The organism is Burkholderia paludis (assembly GCF_000732615.1).
GTDB lineage: Bacteria > Pseudomonadota > Gammaproteobacteria > Burkholderiales > Burkholderiaceae > Burkholderia > Burkholderia paludis.
On sequence record NZ_JPGL01000054.1, the window covers coordinates 53,893 to 70,699 of the forward strand.

The 16,807-nt window shown below is 69.0% G+C and carries 16 protein-coding genes; 13 read left to right on the plus strand and 3 right to left on the minus strand.

The window, feature by feature from the left end:
• Positions 1-35 precede the first annotated feature (35 nt).
• The 3 genes from GQ56_RS0128100 (at position 36) to GQ56_RS0128110 (ending at position 3,307) form a co-directional block, all read left to right on the plus strand.
• Positions 36-956 carry a LysR family transcriptional regulator gene (locus GQ56_RS0128100; RefSeq protein ID WP_031401822.1) on the plus strand — a complete coding sequence of 307 codons (921 nt, stop codon included), beginning with the start codon at positions 36-38 and terminating at the stop codon, positions 954-956.
• A gap of 226 nt (positions 957-1,182) precedes the next feature.
• Positions 1,183-1,965, plus strand: coding sequence for an ABC transporter substrate-binding protein (locus GQ56_RS0128105; RefSeq protein WP_031401823.1), 783 nt, complete (start codon positions 1,183-1,185; stop codon positions 1,963-1,965).
• A 226-nt stretch (positions 1,966-2,191) separates the two neighbouring features.
• Positions 2,192-3,307 (plus strand): succinylglutamate desuccinylase/aspartoacylase family protein, encoded by a 1,116-nt coding sequence (locus GQ56_RS0128110; RefSeq protein ID WP_031401824.1) that lies wholly within the window; start codon positions 2,192-2,194, stop codon positions 3,305-3,307.
• A gap of 118 nt (positions 3,308-3,425) precedes the next feature.
• Here the strand turns inward: GQ56_RS0128110 and GQ56_RS0128115 are convergent, their stop codons facing one another.
• Positions 3,426-4,232, minus strand: coding sequence for a MetQ/NlpA family ABC transporter substrate-binding protein (locus GQ56_RS0128115; RefSeq protein ID WP_031401825.1), 807 nt, complete (start codon positions 4,230-4,232; stop codon positions 3,426-3,428).
• A gap of 308 nt (positions 4,233-4,540) precedes the next feature.
• Here GQ56_RS0128115 and GQ56_RS0128120 point away from each other — a divergent pair, with 308 nt between their 5' ends.
• The 10 genes from GQ56_RS0128120 (at position 4,541) to GQ56_RS0128165 (ending at position 14,071) form a co-directional block, all read left to right on the plus strand.
• A complete protein-coding gene (locus tag GQ56_RS0128120) occupies positions 4,541-5,698 on the plus strand; it encodes a porin (protein WP_031401826.1) in 1,158 nt (385 codons plus the stop codon).
• 204 nt (positions 5,699-5,902) lie between these two features.
• The gene (locus GQ56_RS0128125; RefSeq protein WP_031401827.1) at positions 5,903-6,163 is read left to right on the plus strand and encodes a DUF2866 domain-containing protein; all 261 of its coding nucleotides are present in this window, start codon (positions 5,903-5,905) and stop codon (positions 6,161-6,163) included.
• 124 nt (positions 6,164-6,287) lie between these two features.
• A complete protein-coding gene (locus GQ56_RS0128130) occupies positions 6,288-6,671 on the plus strand; it encodes a DUF6232 family protein (protein WP_031401828.1) in 384 nt (127 codons plus the stop codon).
• Between the two features lie 188 nt (positions 6,672-6,859).
• A complete protein-coding gene (locus GQ56_RS0128135) occupies positions 6,860-7,087 on the plus strand; it encodes a hypothetical protein (RefSeq protein ID WP_031401829.1) in 228 nt (75 codons plus the stop codon).
• Between the two features lie 238 nt (positions 7,088-7,325).
• Positions 7,326-9,590: a TonB-dependent hemoglobin/transferrin/lactoferrin family receptor gene (locus tag GQ56_RS0128140; protein ID WP_031401830.1), complete on the plus strand. Its 2,265-nt coding sequence runs from the start codon at positions 7,326-7,328 to the stop codon at positions 9,588-9,590.
• 49 nt (positions 9,591-9,639) lie between these two features.
• The gene (locus GQ56_RS0128145) at positions 9,640-10,731 is read left to right on the plus strand and encodes a hemin-degrading factor (protein WP_031401831.1); all 1,092 of its coding nucleotides are present in this window, start codon (positions 9,640-9,642) and stop codon (positions 10,729-10,731) included.
• Positions 10,728-11,636 carry a heme/hemin ABC transporter substrate-binding protein gene (locus tag GQ56_RS0128150; protein ID WP_031401832.1) on the plus strand — a complete coding sequence of 303 codons (909 nt, stop codon included), beginning with the start codon at positions 10,728-10,730 and terminating at the stop codon, positions 11,634-11,636. The genes GQ56_RS0128145 and GQ56_RS0128150 overlap by 4 nt, the downstream gene beginning before the upstream one ends.
• A gap of 15 nt (positions 11,637-11,651) precedes the next feature.
• Positions 11,652-12,740: a FecCD family ABC transporter permease gene (locus GQ56_RS0128155; protein WP_031401833.1), complete on the plus strand. Its 1,089-nt coding sequence runs from the start codon at positions 11,652-11,654 to the stop codon at positions 12,738-12,740.
• Positions 12,741-12,759: 19 nt separating this feature from the next.
• Positions 12,760-13,581: a heme ABC transporter ATP-binding protein gene (locus tag GQ56_RS0128160; RefSeq protein WP_031401834.1), complete on the plus strand. Its 822-nt coding sequence runs from the start codon at positions 12,760-12,762 to the stop codon at positions 13,579-13,581.
• A gap of 112 nt (positions 13,582-13,693) precedes the next feature.
• Positions 13,694-14,071: a VOC family protein gene (locus GQ56_RS0128165; RefSeq protein ID WP_031401835.1), complete on the plus strand. Its 378-nt coding sequence runs from the start codon at positions 13,694-13,696 to the stop codon at positions 14,069-14,071.
• A gap of 21 nt (positions 14,072-14,092) precedes the next feature.
• Here GQ56_RS0128165 and GQ56_RS0128170 read toward each other — a convergent pair whose 3' ends face one another.
• Both GQ56_RS0128170 and GQ56_RS0128175 read right to left on the minus strand, forming a co-directional pair.
• A complete protein-coding gene (locus GQ56_RS0128170) occupies positions 14,093-14,704 on the minus strand; it encodes a trimeric intracellular cation channel family protein (protein ID WP_031401836.1) in 612 nt (203 codons plus the stop codon).
• 8 nt (positions 14,705-14,712) lie between these two features.
• Positions 14,713-16,807, minus strand: a 2,095-nt coding sequence (locus GQ56_RS0128175; protein WP_031401837.1) for a penicillin-binding protein 1A, incomplete at its 5' end; no start/stop codon positions are given.

Consider the following 16,807-nt stretch of genomic DNA (forward strand, 5'->3'; position numbering starts at 1 on the left):
GGATCGCTACCGAACACCGCCACCGGATCCGATCGATGACCCGCATTCGCAATCCCCTGAACCTCGCGCAGCTCCAGGCGTTCGTCTCCGCCGCGCACCACAAGAGCCTGCGCGCCGCCGCGCGCGAACTCGGCGTCACGCAGCCGGCGATCACGCATACGATCCGCGAGCTCGAGACGGCGCTCAACGCGGAACTGCTCGCGCGCAGCGTACGCGGCGTCGAGCTGACCGCCTGCGGCCAGGCGCTGCTGCCGCGCGCCGAGCAGTTGCTCGGCGACATCCGCCGCACGGTCGAGGCCGTCGAGCAGGTGAAGGGCGAGATGTCGGGACGCGTCGCGGTCGGCACGATGCCGTCGATCGCGCTGACGGCGCTGCCGCACGCGGTGACGGCGTTCCGCCGGTCGATGCCGGACGTGAACCTGCATCTCGAGGAAGTGACGGTGCCCGACGCGCTCGCGCAGTTGCGCAACGGCACGCTCGACATCGCCGCGATGCACCATGTGCCCGCGCTCGACCGCGATTTCACGCAAGCGCCGCTGCTGTCGACCGAATTCACCGTCGTGATGCGCGACGGCCACCCGCTCGCGCACGCGCGCCGGCTGGAGGAACTGCTCGACGCCGAGTGGATCGTCACCGTCGGCGCCGAGCAGTTTCCGCACAGCGTGATGGTGGGAATGTTCGAGGCGCGCGGGCTGCCGCTGCCGAAGCGCATGCTGCGCTCGCCGATGTCGTTCGCGGTGACGCTCGGGCTCGTCGCGCGCTCGGACGTGATCGGCTGCTTCACGCGCCCGCTCGCCGCGATGGTCGCGCCGCTCGGCGTCCGCACGGCCGAACTCGACGAAAGCATGCCGCGCTTCGACCTGTCGATCATCTCGCGGCGCGACCTGCTGCCCACGCCGGCCGTGTCGCAGTTCGTCGCCTGCCTGCAGCGCGCCGTCAACGAAACGCTCGGCTGAATCGTTCCTGTGTCTGAAACGGCGGCGCGCCTGACGCGCCGCCGCCGGGCCCGGTATCGGGGCTTGTCCTAGGCGCCCCGCCGGTATTTTGTCTTGATAATCTTGCGCACGTCGCGCGCCCGCATCGGGCGGGCGAAACGGACAGCCTGACGCGAAGCCGCGCCGGGCCGAAGGCTTACGGCGCGGCACAACCGCGCACCCATCGAACAAAACGAGGAGTCACCGAGTGAAAAAAATTCTTGCGGCTGTGACCGTTGCCCTGCTTGCCGTTTCGACCGGCAGCGCGTACGCGAAGGAGTGGACGACCGTGCGGTTCGGCGTCGACGCAAGCTACCCGCCTTTCGAATCGAAAGGTGCTGACGGCAAGGTTGTGGGTTTCGACGTCGATCTCGGCAACGAAATCTGCCGCCGCATGAAGGCAAAGTGCGTGTGGATCGAAAACGACTTCGACGGAATGATCCCCGCGCTGAAGGCCCGCAAGTTCGACGGCGTGCTGTCGTCGATGTCGATGACGCCGGCGCGTCAGGAACAGATCGCGTTCTCGGCGAAGCTGTTCAACACGCCGACCCGCCTCGTCACGAAGAAGGGCGCCGGCCTGATGCCGACGGCCGAATCGCTGAAGGGCAAGTCGATCGGCGTCGAGCAGGGCACGATCCAGGAAACGTACGCGAAGACCTACTGGGCGTCGAAGGGCGTGAACGTCGTGCCTTACCAGAACCAGGACCAGGTCTATGCCGACCTGATCTCCGGCCGCCTGGACGGCGCGCTGCAGGACGCGGTGCAAGCCGAGATCGGCTTCCTGAAGACGCCGCGCGGCGCGAGCTTCGACTTCGCCGGCAAGGATCTCGACGATCCGAAGACGCTCGGCGAAGGCGCCGGCATCGGCCTGCGCAAGGAAGACGCCGACCTGAAGTCGAAGATCGACGGCGCGATCGCCGGCATGCGCAAGGACGGCACGTACGACAAGATCGCGAAGAAGTATTTCGATTTCGACGTCTACGGCAAGTAACACGGCACGCCGGCGCGCGATGCGCCGCGCTGCAGACGGGCTCCGGGAGGAGCCCGTTTTTTTTGCGCGCACGGCGCCGGCCGCATTATTTTTTTCGTGCCAACCTGATGATTCTCAAAGGGAAACCGGGTGTTCTGGCGCCGGTTTGATGGCGGCGAGGAAGGCAACGTACAATCGATCTTCCACGCACACCGGACATTCGCGGCTGCGCCGCCCTCCCTTCATCATGCAAACGCAGACCCATCCGCTGATTTCCCCCGCCGTCGGTACCGAACGCCAGATCACGAGCTTCCACTACGGCCCGCGCGGCGGCAAAAAGGTCTACATCCAGTCGTCGCTGCACGCGGACGAACTGCCCGGCATGCTGGTCGCCACGCTGCTGCGCCGCAAGATCGCCGCGCTCGAGACGGCCGGCAAGCTGCGCGGCGAAATCGTCGTCGTGCCCGTGCCGAACCCGATCGGCCTGTCGCAGCACGTGTTCGGCGATCACCTGGGCCGCTTCGAGCTCGGCTCGATGCAGAACTTCAACCGCAATTTCTACGATCTCGCGGCGCTCGTGCTGCCGCGCGTCGAAAGCCGGCTCACGAGCGACGCGCAGCGCAACCTCGTGGCCGTGCGCGCCGCGATGCGCGAAGCGCTCGACGAGCAGAAGCCGCGCACCGAGCTCGACTCGCAGCGCCTCGCGCTGCAGAAGCTGTCGTTCGACGCCGATATCGTGCTCGACCTGCACTGCGACAGCGATGCGGTCATGCACCTCTACACGAATCCCGATCTGTGGCCGGACGTCGAACCGCTGTCGCGCTATCTCGACGCGCAGGCGTCGCTGCTCGCGCTGAACTCGGTCGGCAACCCGTTCGACGAGATCCACAGCTTCTGCTGGTCCGATCTGCGCAACCGTTTCGGCGATCGTTTCCCGATCCCGAACGGCGCGATTTCCGTCACGGTGGAATTGCGCAGCGAGCGCGACGTGTCGTACGAGTTCGCCGAAAAGGACGCCCAGGCGATCGTCGAATACCTGACCGAGCGCGGCGTCGTGGATGGCACGCCGGCGCCGCTGCCGCCGCTCGCGTATCCGGCCACCCCGCTCGCGGGCACCGATCCGCTGGTCGCGCCCGTGTCGGGCGTGATCGTGTTCCGCACGCCGGTCGGCGTGTGGATCGAGGCCGGCCAGGCGGTGGCCGACATCGTCGATCCGCTGACCGATCGCGTCGTCACGCTGAAGAGCAGCGTGTCGGGCGTGCTGTACGCGCGCCAGATCGTGCGCTTCGCGACGGCCGGCATGGAAGTCGCGCGCATTGCCGGCGCGACCGCGATCCGCACCGGTTCGCTGCTGTCGGCCTGAGCGCCCGGCCCGCGCGCCGGGCCACGGCGCGCACCAATGCAATCGCCCGCTTGCGCGGGCGATCGGCTTTCCGGTCCGTCGGGTGCCGGCGCGCCGGCCGGCCGATACGGGTGGGCGTTCAGAACGCCGGCACGATCGCGCCGCCGAACTTCTGGTCGATGAACTTGCGCACGTCGTCCGATTCATAGGCCGCGACGAGCTTCTTCACCCACGGCTTGTCCTTGTCCTGCGCGCGCACCGCGATCAGGTTCGCATACGGCCCGCGCAGATCCTCGATCGCGATTGCATCCTTCACCGGCGTGAGCCCCGCCTTCACCGCGTAATCGGTGTTGATCGACGCGGCATCGAGGTCGGGCAGCGCGCGCGGCAGTTGCGCGGCGTCGAGCTCGACGATCCGGATCTTCTTCGGATTCTCGGCGACGTCGAGCGGCGTCGCGTTCACGCCGTTCGTGCCGGCGCCCGCCTTCAGCTTGATCACCCCGTATTTCTGCAGCAGCAGGAGCGCGCGGTTGCCGTTCGACGGATCGTTCTGGATCCCGACCTTCGCACCCGCCGGCAAGTCCTTCAGCGACTTGATCTTCTTCGAATAGAAGCCCATCGGCGCCGTATAGGTCAGCCCGACGTTGATGATCTTGTAGCCGCGCTGCTTGATCTGGCTGTCGAGGAACGGCTGGTGCTGGAAGCCGTTCGCGTCGAGATCGCCGGCATCGAGCGCCGCGTTCGGCTGCACGTAGTCGTTGAATTCGATGACCTTGATCGCCAGGCCGTCGCGCGCGGCGACCTTCGTCACCTCGGTCCAGATCTGCGCGTCGGGGCCGCTCATCGTGCCGATCTTCAGCGTTTGCGGATCGGCGTGCGCGCCGGGCGCCGCGAATGCCAGCGCGGCGGCGAGCGCGCCGAGGCCGGTCAGGATCGAACGTCGCATGGTGTCCTCTTGTCCCGTGTCGTTGGTTGGAACACGGATCGTGGCACGGGGCCGGAACACCACCAACCAAGCTTATTTCATGTGCATATTCCCGGGCGGCGTCGAAACTCAGCCGAATTCGGTATAACCCCGGATAGCGCAACCGGGCAGAATTCAGTGTCGCATCGACGCCACACATTCTTCATATGACAGTCGCTGTCATATTCATTACGTGCCCTGTCGATAAAGTTGCCGCCGGTCCGTGAAAGCGCCCATAGAGAGCGCCGGAACCGCAACTGGACACGCCTTTCATTCGCTCGGAGAATCCTTTGAACAAGAAACTGTTGACCATCGCCGTCCTGGCAGCAACGGCCGGCACCGCGCACGCACAAAGCAGCGTGACCCTGTACGGCATCATCGACGCCGGTATCAGCTACGTGAACCACAGCAAGACCGCCAACGGCGGCACGGGCAAGCTGTTCAAGTATGACGACGGCGTGGCCCAGGGCAGCCGTTGGGGCCTGCGCGGCACCGAAGACCTCGGCGGCGGCCTGAAGGCGATCTTCGTGCTCGAAAACGGCTTCAACAGCGGCAACGGCACGATCGGCCAGGGCGGCGCGATCTTCGGTCGCCAGGCCTACGTCGGCCTGAGCCAGTCGCAGTACGGCACGGTCACGTTCGGCCGCCAGTACTCGTTCTCGACCGACATCCTCGGTTCGAACTACTCGACGGGCGGCAACACGGTCGCGGGTAACTACGCTTACCACGTGAACGACATCGACCAGCTCACGTCGAGCCGCATCAACAACGCCGTGAAGTTCCAGAGCGCGAACTACTCGGGCTTCACGTTCGGCGCGTTGTACGGCTTCTCGAACTCGACCGACTTCGCGGGTGCACCGTCCACGACGTCGGGCACGACGACGACGGCAGGCTCGTCGCGCGCATACAGCTTCGGCCTGAACTACGCGAACGGCCCGCTGTCGGTCGGCGGTGCGTACACGGACATCCGTTACCCGAGCCAGTCGTCGCCGGCCTTCTCGACGACGATCGCGAACCTGAGCACGGGCAACGTCCGCGACCTGCGCACGTACGGCGTCGGTGGCCGCTACGTCTGGGGCCCGGCAACCGCATGGCTGCTGTGGACGCGTACGCAGTTCTCGACCGTGTCGGGCGCGGGCGGCACGTTCTACAACGCGTATGAAGCCGGTGCGAAGTACGCAATCACGCCGGCCCTGTCGGGCGGCCTCGGCTACACGTACACGAACGCCACGCAGAACGGCAACTCGTGGCACTGGAACCAGGTCAACGGCATCGCCGACTACGCACTCAGCAAGCGTACGGACGTGTACGGCCTGGTCGTGTACCAGCAGGCTTCGGGCAAGGGCGTGCAAGCGCAGATCGGCTCGAGCACGAGCTACTTCAACACGTCAGGCACGGGTTCGAAGAACCAGATCGCCGCACGTATCGGTATCCGTCACAAGTTCTAAAGCATCCGCTTAACTCGCGGATCACGACGGCAAGAAGCGCCCCGCTCCACGCGGGGCGCTTTTTTATGGGCTTTTAAGTTTCGCTTAATTCTGGGCTGAGAGGATGCTCTCACCCCCCCTGTTGGCCGCCTGAGCATCGGCGGCTTTTTTTTTAAACACCACGGCGCCACGTCGATTGCCAACCAGACAGGATCGGAGGCCATGATGATCGAAGATACCGTTTTCAGCCGTCTGCACGCGATTCTGACGTGCCAACATTCGATGCCGGTCCAGAGTTGCCGCGTATCGGTCGAAATGCAGCGCCCGTGGGGCCGCCCGTACCGGCTCGTCGAATGGACGATGCATCTCGACGCACCCGCACGGCGGCAGATCGTGCCGGCCGAATCGACCGACGAAGAGATCGCCGAGGTCGTCGCCTCGCACGTGCCGGGCCGCCTCTACGGCGACGGCCGGCTGCAGTTCTGAACGCCTCCCCGCTCCCCCCGCTTTGCGCCCGTCGGCCGCGCCGCATGCGTCGTGCGGCAGTCGGTCTCGTTTGATGCAGCAACGAAACCTGCTACGCTGCGCGTTTTCGTCCACGCAACACACGATGGAAAACGCATTCAACGAACGCGGCGTCATGATCACGCGCAACGGCCTGTCGGCCGCCGGGCAGGTATTCGCACTGCGCGACATCCGTCACGTCGACGTCGTCAAGATTCCGAAGAACCGTCTCGTGCCGTCGCTGATCTCGCTGATCGGCGTGGCCGCCGCCATCGCGGGCGGCATCGGCGCATCGAGCGCCGTACTCGTCGTCGGCGTGATGCTTGCCGTCGTCGGCTACCTCGCATGGACCACGCAGGACGTCACGTATCGCCTGATGGTCGAGATGCCCGACGGCACGCGCGAAGCGCTGTCGAGCGTCGACGCCGAATTCGTCGAACGCGTCGCGCAGGTCGTGCGCGATGCGCTGGCCGCCACCGCCGCCGGCTGATTCCGTCCGCCCCCTGCACGCTCCGATGCGCCGCGCGCTGCCGCGTACGGCGCATTTCCCGTTGCGCGCGCGGCGATTTCGATCGCTCCATCGACGCGCGTCCCGCCACATGCCCGCCTGCACCGCGTACGCCGACCGCCTAGTATGAGAACAAGCGGCTCGCCGCCGCGTCATCCGAGGAGGCCAGCATGAACGTCCCGTCGCTGTCCGGCATGCTTCGCGCGCAGGAACTGCTGCTCGTATCGATGATTCGCGCGCTTCCCCCTGACGCACGCCGTGCGCTCGTCGACCTCTACACCGAACAGATCGCCTTCGCCGAACAGGCCGGCCTCCAGAGCCACGGCGATCGCACGACGCACGACGCGTTCGTCGCGCACGCGCGCAACCTGCTGATCCACATCGAGGCGCTCGCGTAGCCGAGCCCGCGCTACTCCCCGGTTTCCCGCCGCGAGCCCCCCGGGCCACGCAGGCAAGCGCTCGCCCGCGGACGCGCCTGCCTATCCTTGTGTTGATAATAATTCTCATTTACACTGGCAAAGTTGTCAGTTGCCTTTCAATTTTCCGCTCGCCACCTGTCGTGCGCGGGCGGGCCAGCCAGGTGAACGCGTCACCCAGCCAGCCTCCGGGCTTGTCATCATCAATGGGAGACCACCTGTGCATTGCTACACACTGGCGCGGCGGCCGATCTGCGCCGCGCTGTTCGGCGCGTTCGGCCTGTCCGCCGCCCCGGCTCAAGCCGATTCGTCGCCGCAAGGCGCCACTCCGCCCGCCATGCTCGTCGCATCCACGCGCAGCGAGGCGGCGCTGCTCGACCCCGTCACCGTCACGGCCAACCGCACCGCCACGGCCGCGAGCCGTACGGCCGCGTCCGTCTCGGTGATTACCGACGAGGATCTCGAGGAACAGCAGGCCACCAACATCAAGGACGCGCTGCGCTACGAGCCGGGCGTCACCGTGCGCCGCACCGCGTACCGGCCCGGCAGCGCCGCGCTCGGCGGCGGCCGCGACGGCGATTCGAGCATCAACATCCGCGGCCTCGAAGGCAATCGGGTGCTGCTGATGGAAGACGGCATCCGCCTGCCGAACGCGTTTTCGTTCGGCCCGCTCGAGGCAGGGCGCGGCGACTACGCCGATCTCGACACGCTCAAGCGCATCGAGATCCTGCGCGGGCCGGCCTCGGCGCTGTACGGCAGCGACGGCCTGACCGGCGCGGTGAACTTCCTCACGAAGGATCCGCGCGACCTGCTGTCGATCTACAACAAGCCCTATTACTTCTCGTTCCGGCCGAGCTACGACTCGACCGACCGCAGCGTCGGCGCGACCGTGTCGGCCGCGGGCGGCAACGATCGCGTGCAGGGCATGATCATCGCCGACGGCCGGCGCGGCCACGAGGTCGACACGCGCGGCGACAACAACTCGGCGAGCACGCTGCGCACCACGTCGAACCCGCAGGACGTCTACTCCGAATCGCTGCTCGGCAAGCTCGTGCTGACGCCCACCGCGCGCGACACGATCAAGTTCACGGCCGAGACGGTGCAGCGGCGCGTGAGCACCGACGTGCTGTCGGCGATCAATCCGCCGACCACGCTCGGCCTCACGACCTACGACCGGCTCGAACGCAACCGCTTCAGCGTCGATTACGATTTCCGCGACGACGCGTTCCGCTGGTTCCAGACCGCGCACGTGCAGTTCTACTACCAGGACGCGAAGCAGGACCAGTACGCGTTCGAGACGCGCGGCGCGCCGCTGAAATCGCGCTCGCGCGACAACCAGTACAAGGAGCGCACGTTCGGCGGTTCCGCGTTCGCCGAAAGCGGCTTCAAGACCGGCCCGCTCGCGCACAAGCTGCTGTACGGCGTCGACGGCAGCGTGTCGCGCGTGACGAACATGCGCGACGGCACGGTGCCGGGCGTCGGCGAGGCATTCCCGAACAAGGCGTTCCCCGACACCGACTACACGCTGTTCGGCGCGTTCGTGCAGGACCAGATCGGCTATGGCCGCCTGCTCGTCACGCCGGGCCTGCGCTTCGACACGTACCGGCTGAGCCCGACCGAAAACGATCCGCTGTTTACCGGCAAGGCTGTTTCGACGAGCGCGAACGAACTGTCGCCGCGCGTCGCCGTGCTCTACGAGATCACGCCCGCGCTCATTCCGTACGCGCAGTACGCGCACGGCTTCCGCGCGCCGACGCCCGACCAGGTGAACAGCAGTTTCTCGAACCCGGTGTACGGCTACACGTCGATCGGCAATCCGAACCTGAAGCCGGAAACCAGCGACACGTTCGAAGCGGGCCTGCGCGGCACCGCGGGCACCGGCTACGGCGTCGTGCGCTACAGCGCGGCCGCGTTCACCGGCCGCTACCGCAACTTCATCTCGCGCACGACGATCGCCGGCAGCGGCCGGCCGACCGACCCGTTCGTGTTCCAGTACGTGAACTTCGCCGATGCACGCATTCACGGCCTCGAAGGCCGCGCCGAATGGGTGATGCCGAACGGCATCACGCTGAAGACGGCGATGGCGTTCACGAAGGGCTCGACGCAGAACGACGGCACGGCGAGCCAGCCGCTGAACACGATCAACCCGTTCTCGGCCGTGTTCGGCGTGCGCTACGAGCCGAGCGAGCGCTGGTTCGTGCAGACCGACCTGCTGTTCCAGGCCGCGAAACGCGAGAAAGACGTCGACAAGTCCGACTGTTCGAACAAGACGTGCTTCACGCCGCCGTCGTCGTTCGTCGTCGACCTGCGCGGCGGCTATCGCTTCAGCAAGCACGTGAGCGCGACGATCGGCATCCGCAACCTGTTCGACCGCAAGTACTGGAACTGGTCGGATGTGCGCGGCATCGCCGCCGATTCGCGCGTGCTCGACGCATATACGTCGCCCGGCCGCACGGTCGCCGTCAGCATGAAAGTGGATTTCTGATGCGCGCCGCCCGCGCACCCACCCCAACCGTTACTTGAAGGAGTCCGACATGATGCAATCCGCCCTTCCCGGTCAACCGGCCACGCCGGCCCGCGCGGCCGCCGCGCTGCGCGACGCGTTCATCAAGCTCAAGACCGAGCGCCAGCTGCGCAACCGCGACGTCGCGCAGGCGCTCGGCGTCAGCGAAGGCGAGGCGCTCGCCGCCTTCGTCGGCGAACACGTCGTGCGGCTCGACGCGCGCTTTCCGGCCATGTTCGAGGAAATGCCGCGCCTCGGGCGCGTGATGGCGCTCACGCGCAACGATACGGCCGTCCACGAGAAGGACGGCGAGTACGCGCAGATGAGCCACGACGGCCCCGTCGGCCTCGCGCTCGGCGACATCGACCTGCGCATCTTCTATCGGCACTGGGTGTCGGCGTTCGCCGTGTGCGACGAGACCGCGCACGGCCCGCTGAAGAGCCTGCAGTTCTTCGACGCGCAGGGTCATGCGATCCACAAGGTCTATCTGCGTGCGCACAGCGATCACGCCGCGTACGACGCGTTCGTCGAGCGCTGGCGCGCGCCGTCGCAGGAGCCGGGCCTCGAGGTCGGGCCCGCCGCGCCGAAGACGCCCGAGCGCGCCGACACCGGGATCGACGTGGCAGGCTTTCGCGCCGCGTGGGACGCGATGACCGACACGCACCAGTTCTTCGGCATCACGCAGCGCTTCGGCGTGAGCCGCATGCAGGCGCTGCGCCTCGCCGATCCGCAATACGCGTATCCGGTCGAGACCGCGCATGCGCTGCGCCACGTGCTGCAGCAGGCGGCCAAGAGCGGCCAGCCGATCATGGTGTTCGTCGGCAACGCGGGGATGATCCAGATCCATACGGGCCCCGTCACGAACGTGCGCGAGGTCGGCGCATGGATCAACGTGCTCGACCCGACCTTCAACCTGCACGTGCGCGAGGACCTGATCGCCGCCGCGTGGGTCGTGAAGAAGCCGACGAGCGACGGTATCGTCACGTCGCTCGAGCTGTTCGACCGGCAGGGCGACCACGTCGCGCTGCTGTTCGGCGAGCGCAAGCCCGGCAAGGTCGAACGCGACGACTGGCGCGCGCTCGTCGCGACGCTGCCGCCGGCGGCGCGCGGAGACGCGCGGTGAGCGCGCGATCGTTCCAGCCAGGCCGCCGCGTCGTGCTCGCGAGCGCGCTCGCCGGTGCGCTCGCGGGCACGCTGCCCGGCCGCGCGCTGGCGCAGGCCGCGCAGAAGCGCGTCGTCGTGATCGGCGGCGCGCTCGCGGAAACCGCATTCGCGCTCGGCGGCGCCGAGACGCCGCGCTACCGGCTCGTCGGCGCCGACACGACCTGCACGTACCCCGACGCCGCGAAGCGCCTGCCCAAGGTCGGCTACCAGCGCGCGCTGTCGGCCGAGGGGCTGCTGTCGCTGCGGCCCGATCTCGTGCTCGCGTCCGCCGAAGCCGGCCCGCCCGCGGCAATCGCGCAGGTGAAAGGCGCCGGCGTCGCGGTGACGACGTTCGACGAACGCCATGACGTCGAATCGGTGCGCGCGAAGATCACGGGCGTCGCGCAGGCGCTCGACGTGCGCGACGCGGGCACCGCGTTGCTGCAGCGCTTCGATGGCGACTGGCAGGCCGCGCGCGACGCGGTCGCCGCGCGCGTCCCCGGCGGCGCACAACCGCCGCGCGTGCTGTTCGTGCTGAACCACACCGGCAACCAGGCGCTCGTCGCGGGCCAGCGCACGGCCGCCGACGCGATGATCCGCTACGCGGGCGCGCGCAACGCGATGCAGGGCTTCGATCACTACAAGCCGCTGACGACCGAGGCGCTCGCCGCCGCGGCGCCCGACGTCGTGCTGATCTCCGACGAAGGGCTCGCGGCCGTCGGCGGCCGCGCCGCGCTGCTCGCGACGCCCGGCTTCGGCGCGACGCCGGCCGGCCGCGCGCAGCGCGTCGTGTCGCTCGACGCGCTGTTCCTGCTCGGCTTCGGCCCGCGCCTGCCGCTCGCCGTCACGACCCTGCACCGACGCCTGTCGGATGCGCTCGCCTGATTCCGGATTGCCCCGATGCCCGCTCATGCTTCGCCCTTTTCCGCATCGTCGCCCGCCGCGCGCGCCGGCGCTGCGCGCATCGGTACGTCGCGCCGCTTCGCGCCGTTCGCGCTGGCGGCGCTCGCCGTGCTCGTGTGCGCGATGTCCGTCGCCGCGCTGTGCGTCGGCGCCTATCGCATTCCGCTCGCGGAAGCCTGGGCCGCGCTGACCGGCGACCCGGCCGCGCAGCAGGCGCGCGCGGTGCTGCTCGACATCCGCGCGCCGCGCGTCGTGCTCGCGCTGCTGGTCGGCGGCGGCTTCGGCGCAACCGGCGCCGCGATGCAGGCGCTGTTCCGCAATCCGCTCGCCGATCCGGGGCTCGTCGGCGTGTCCAGCGGCGCCGCCCTCGGCGCGACGACGATGATCGTGCTCGGCCCCGCGCTCTTCGCCGCCCACGTGAGCGCGGCCGCGTTGCCCGTCGCCGCGTTCGCGGGCGCGCTCGCGGTCGCGGCGCTCGTCTACCGGCTCGCCGCATCGCGCGGCCGGCTCGCGCTGCCGCTGCTGCTGCTCGCCGGCATCGCGATCAACGCGCTGGTGGGGGCGGCGATCGGGCTGCTCACGTTCGTCGCCGACGACGCGCAACTGCGCTCGCTGACCTTCTGGAGCCTCGGCAGCCTGGGCGGCGCGCAATGGCCCGCGCTGGCTGCCGTCGCGCCGTGCGTCGCGCTCGGCTGCGTGCTGCTCGCGCGCGAACGCGACGCGCTGAACGCGCTGCAGCTCGGCGAAACCGAGGCGCTGCATCTCGGCGTGCCCGTGCAGCGGCTCAAGCGGCACGTGCTCGTCGCGGTCGCGCTCGCGGTCGGCGCGCTGGTGTCGTGCGCGGGCATCATCGGCTTCATCGGGCTCGTCGCGCCGCATTGCGTGCGCCTCGCGTGCGGCCCCGACCAGCGGATCGTGCTGCCCGGCGCCGCGCTGCTCGGCGCGCTGCTGACGCTCGCCGCCGATCTCGCCGCGCGCACGGTCGCCGCGCCCGCCGAAATTCCGCTCGGCGTGCTGACCGCGCTGCTCGGTGCGCCGTTCTTCCTGGCGCTGTTGTGGAAAAGCCGCGGCGCGCTCGGCGGCTAACCCTTCCTTCACGACGACCATGCTGACCGCTCACCATCTCGACGTCGCACGCCGACACAACGCGATCCTGCGCGACCTGTCGCTGTCGATCGCGCCCGGCCGCGTGACCGCGCTGCTCGGCCGCAACGGCGCCGGCAAGAGCACGCTGCTGAAAACCTTCGCCGGCGAACTGTCCGGCGGCGCCGCACCGGGCGGCGTGCGCGTGACGGGCGACATCACGCTGAACGGCGAGCCGCTCGCGCACATCGATGCGCCGCGGCTCGCGTGCCTGCGCGCGGTGCTGCCGCAGGCCGCGCAACCCGCGTTCCCGTTCAGCGTCGACGAAATCGTGTTGCTCGGCCGCTACCCTCATGCGCGGCGCAGCGGTGCAACGTCGCATCGCGATCGCGACATCGCCTGGCAGGCGCTCGAACGCGCGGGCGCGGATGCGCTCGTCGGCCGCGACGTCACGACGCTGTCGGGCGGCGAACTCGCCCGCGTGCAGTTCGCCCGCGTGCTCGCGCAACTGTGGCCGGACGAGGATGCGGCGGAGCGCGGCCCGCGCTACCTGCTGCTCGACGAGCCGACCGCCGCGCTGGACCTGGCGCATCAACACCGCCTGCTCGAAACCGTGCGCACCGTCGCGCGCGAATGGCAGCTCGGCGTGCTCGCGATCGTGCACGATCCGAATCTCGCCGCGCGGCACGCGGATTCGATCGCGATGCTGGCCGACGGCACGATCGTCGCGCACGGCACGCCGCGCGACGTGATGACGCCGGCCCATATCGCGCAGTGCTACGGATTCGCGGTGAAGATGGTGGAAACCGGCGACGGTGCGCCGCCGGTCATGGTGCCCGCGTAGGCGCTCGCATCTGCCGCGCGACCGTGACGTCGCGCGACGCCCCGCGTTGCCGGCGGCGGCACTTTCACGCACCATCCGTCACGCGCCGCACCTTCCCTTCAAGGACACCGACATGCCGCTTCCGATGACCCGCATCATCCTGTACGTCCAGGACGTCGCCCTGCTGAAGGCGTTCTATCGGCTGTATTTCAACCTGCCCGTCGTCGAGGAAATCGACGACGAATGGGCCGTGCTCGACGCGGGCGCCGTCGAACTGGCGCTGCATCTGGCCGGCCCGGCATTCCGCCACGCGCCCGCGAGCATAACGGCGGGCGCGAGCAACGTGAAGCTCGTCTTCTCGATCGACGCCGGTATCGATGCGCATCGCGACCGGCTCGCCGGCGACGGCGTGACCGTGCGCGACCTCAAGCGCTTCGACGGCTTCCCGTACCGGATGTACGACGGCATCGATCCGGAAGGCAACGTCTTTCAGGTGATGCAGAAGGATTGAATGCCCGCGCGGCGCGAGCGCTCAATGCTCGAGATCCGCCGCGCCGAACGTCCGCATCTTCCACCCGAGCCGCACGGCGAGCATCCGCATCGAGAAGCCCGCCGCCAGCGCGACCGCCGTCGCGACGCCCGCCCCGATGCCGACGGACTGCATCCCGACGTACAACGTGCCCGTGACGAACGCGACGCTCGCGTACAGTTCCTCGCGCAGGATCAGCGGCATCTCGTTGCACAGCAGGTCGCGCAGCATCCCGCCGCACACGCCCGTGATCGCGCCGGCCAGCACGACGATGATCGGCGCCGTGCCGGTCGACGCACCGACGTCGCAGCCGATGATCGTAAACGCCGCGAGGCCGATCGCATCGACGGTGACGAACAGCGTCTTCATCCGCGCGACATGCCGCGCGGCCCACGACGCGACGGTCGCCGCGGCAAGCGTGATCACCAGATACTCGGGATGCGCGATCCAGCCGAGCGGGTAGTGGCCGAGCAGCACGTCGCGCACGGTACCGCCGCCGAGCGCCGTCACCGCGCCGACCAGTGCAAGCCCGAAGCGGTCCATCCCGCGGCGCATGCCCATCAGCGCCCCCGACATCGCTTCGGCGACGATTGCAATCAGATAGAGCGTATGCATGGCGCGCGTCAGTCGTCGGTCCGGAACAGGTCGAGCACGCGTTCGCGCTCGGCCGCATCGACCGCGGCAGGCAGCGGCCCGGCGCGCCCGCCGTCGTCGCCCGACGGGCCGGACGCACCGGTCGCAGCCGCCCCGCCGCATGCGAAGCGGCTGCGGATGTACGACGGCACGTCGGCGGTGCACGTGCCGCGCGTGTATTCGGCGTACACGAAGTCGCCGTCCACGAGCGCGACGTCCTGCGGCGGCGCCGCATCGACCGGCGTGCGCCCGTCCACCGCCGTCTTCATGTAGTCGAGCCAGACCGGCAGCGCCAGCGTCGCGCCGGTCGCGCGGCCCATCGGGCGCGGCGTGTCGTAGCCGAGCCACGCGACCGCGACGATGCCCGACGAGTAGCCGGCGAACCAGACGTCCTTCGAGCCGTTCGACGTACCCGTCTTGCCGGCCGCGTCGTCGCGGCGCAGCGCGAGCGCGCCGCGCGCGGTGCCGGCCTTCACGACGTCGCGCAGCATGCTGTCCATCACGAACGCGTTGCGCGTCGACACGACGCGCTCGCCCGACGGCACGGTCGCCTCGTACATCGCGCCGCCATGACGCTGCTTCACCGACAGGATCAGGCGCGGCTCCATCCGCGTGCCGCCGTTCGCGAACACACCATACGCGCTCGCGAGTTCGAGCGGCGTCACGGCGCCCGCGCCGAGCGCGAGCGGCAGCGACGCCGGATTGCGCTGCGCGTCGAAGCCGAAATGCACCGCGTGCTGCTGCACGTAGCGCGCATCCGCGGCCTGCATCAGGCTGACCGCGACCAGGTTCTTCGAGCGCACGAGCCCGCGCCGCACCGGGATGAACCCTTCGTAGCGGTTGCCGAAATTGCGCGGACGCCACGGCCGCGCGCCGGTCTCCTCATGCGTGAGCGTGCGCTGCGTATCGTCGACGAGCACGCCCGGGAAGTAGCCCTTCTCCAGCGCCGCCGAATAGACGAACGGCTTGAAGCTCGAACCGGGCTGGCGATACGCCTGCAGCGCATGGTCGAACACGTTGCGGCTGAAATGCGCGCCGCCGACGAGCGCCAGCATGTCGCCGGTCGCCGCATCGAGCGACACGAGCGCGCCTTCGAGCCCGTCGCGCGCATCGCGCTTCGCGCGCGGCTGCCGGCTCAGCGTGCGAGCGAGCGCGCTTTCGGCCGCGCGCTGATCGCGCATCGAGATCGTCGTCGTCACGTCGAGGCCGAGCGTATAGGCGTCGTCGTGAAACCGCTCGACCATCATCCGGCGCGCACGCTCCGCGACATAGGGCGCGGCAACGATCCCGGGCGGCGGCGTGGTCGCCAGCGCGATCGGCGCATCGACGGCCGCGCGGTACGCCGCGTCGTCGAGCTGGCCGAGCGCATGCATGCGACCGAGCACGTAATTGCGCCGCGCGGTCGCGCGCGCCGGATTGACGACCGGATTGAACGCGGACGGCGCCTTCGGCAGCCCCGCGAGCACGGCCGCCTCGCCCGCGCTCAGCGCGTCGAGCGGCTTGCCGAAGTACACGTTCGCGGCGGCCGCGAAACCGTATGCGCGTTCGCCCAGGTAGATTTCGTTCATGTACAGCTCGAGCAGCTTGTCCTTGCCGTACTCGCGTTCGAGCTTGACCGCCATCAGGATCTCGGCGAGCTTCCGGCTCAGCACCTTGTCGCGCGTCAGGTAGAAATTGCGCGCGACCTGCATCGTGATCGTGCTGCCGCCCTGGCCCGGCTGCCCGGTCACGACGTTCGCGAACGTCGCGCGCGCCAGGCCGCCGAGATCGACCGCGCCGTGCTGGTAGAACTTCGCGTCCTCGGCCGCGAGCAGCGCGTGCCGCATCAGCGGCGGGATGCGTTCGAGCGGGACGAACTCGCGCCGCTCGACGCCGTACTCGGCCAGCAGGTCGCCGTCGCGCGAGAAGATCCGCAGCGGCAGCGCGGGACGGTAGACGGCCAGGTGTTCGACGGACGGCAACTGCGTCCAGATGCGATCGATCGTCCATGCGCCGATGCCCGCGCAGGCGAGCGTCAGGCCGAGCAGCGCGCCGGCGAGCGTGCGCCATGCACGGCGGCGGCGGCGCGGCGGCGCGGGTTGCGGG

What these genes read in the sequence shown, in the direction of transcription:
- GQ56_RS0128100 (WP_031401822.1), top strand. Translation starts at nt 36, where the DNA reads ATGACCCGCATTCGCAATCCCCTGAACCTCGCGCAGCTCCAGGCGTTC.
- GQ56_RS0128110 (WP_031401824.1), top strand. Translation starts at nt 2,192, where the DNA reads ATGCAAACGCAGACCCATCCGCTGATTTCCCCCGCCGTCGGTACCGAA.
- GQ56_RS0128115 (WP_031401825.1), bottom strand. Translation starts at nt 4,232, where the DNA reads ATGCGACGTTCGATCCTGACCGGCCTCGGCGCGCTCGCCGCCGCGCTG.
- GQ56_RS0128125 (WP_031401827.1), top strand. Translation starts at nt 5,903, where the DNA reads ATGATCGAAGATACCGTTTTCAGCCGTCTGCACGCGATTCTGACGTGC.
- GQ56_RS0128130 (WP_031401828.1), top strand. Translation starts at nt 6,288, where the DNA reads ATGGAAAACGCATTCAACGAACGCGGCGTCATGATCACGCGCAACGGC.
- GQ56_RS0128135 (WP_031401829.1), top strand. Translation starts at nt 6,860, where the DNA reads ATGAACGTCCCGTCGCTGTCCGGCATGCTTCGCGCGCAGGAACTGCTG.
- GQ56_RS0128145 (WP_031401831.1), top strand. Translation starts at nt 9,640, where the DNA reads ATGATGCAATCCGCCCTTCCCGGTCAACCGGCCACGCCGGCCCGCGCG.
- GQ56_RS0128155 (WP_031401833.1), top strand. Translation starts at nt 11,652, where the DNA reads ATGCCCGCTCATGCTTCGCCCTTTTCCGCATCGTCGCCCGCCGCGCGC.
- GQ56_RS0128160 (WP_031401834.1), top strand. Translation starts at nt 12,760, where the DNA reads ATGCTGACCGCTCACCATCTCGACGTCGCACGCCGACACAACGCGATC.
- GQ56_RS0128165 (WP_031401835.1), top strand. Translation starts at nt 13,694, where the DNA reads ATGCCGCTTCCGATGACCCGCATCATCCTGTACGTCCAGGACGTCGCC.
- GQ56_RS0128170 (WP_031401836.1), bottom strand. Translation starts at nt 14,704, where the DNA reads ATGCATACGCTCTATCTGATTGCAATCGTCGCCGAAGCGATGTCGGGG.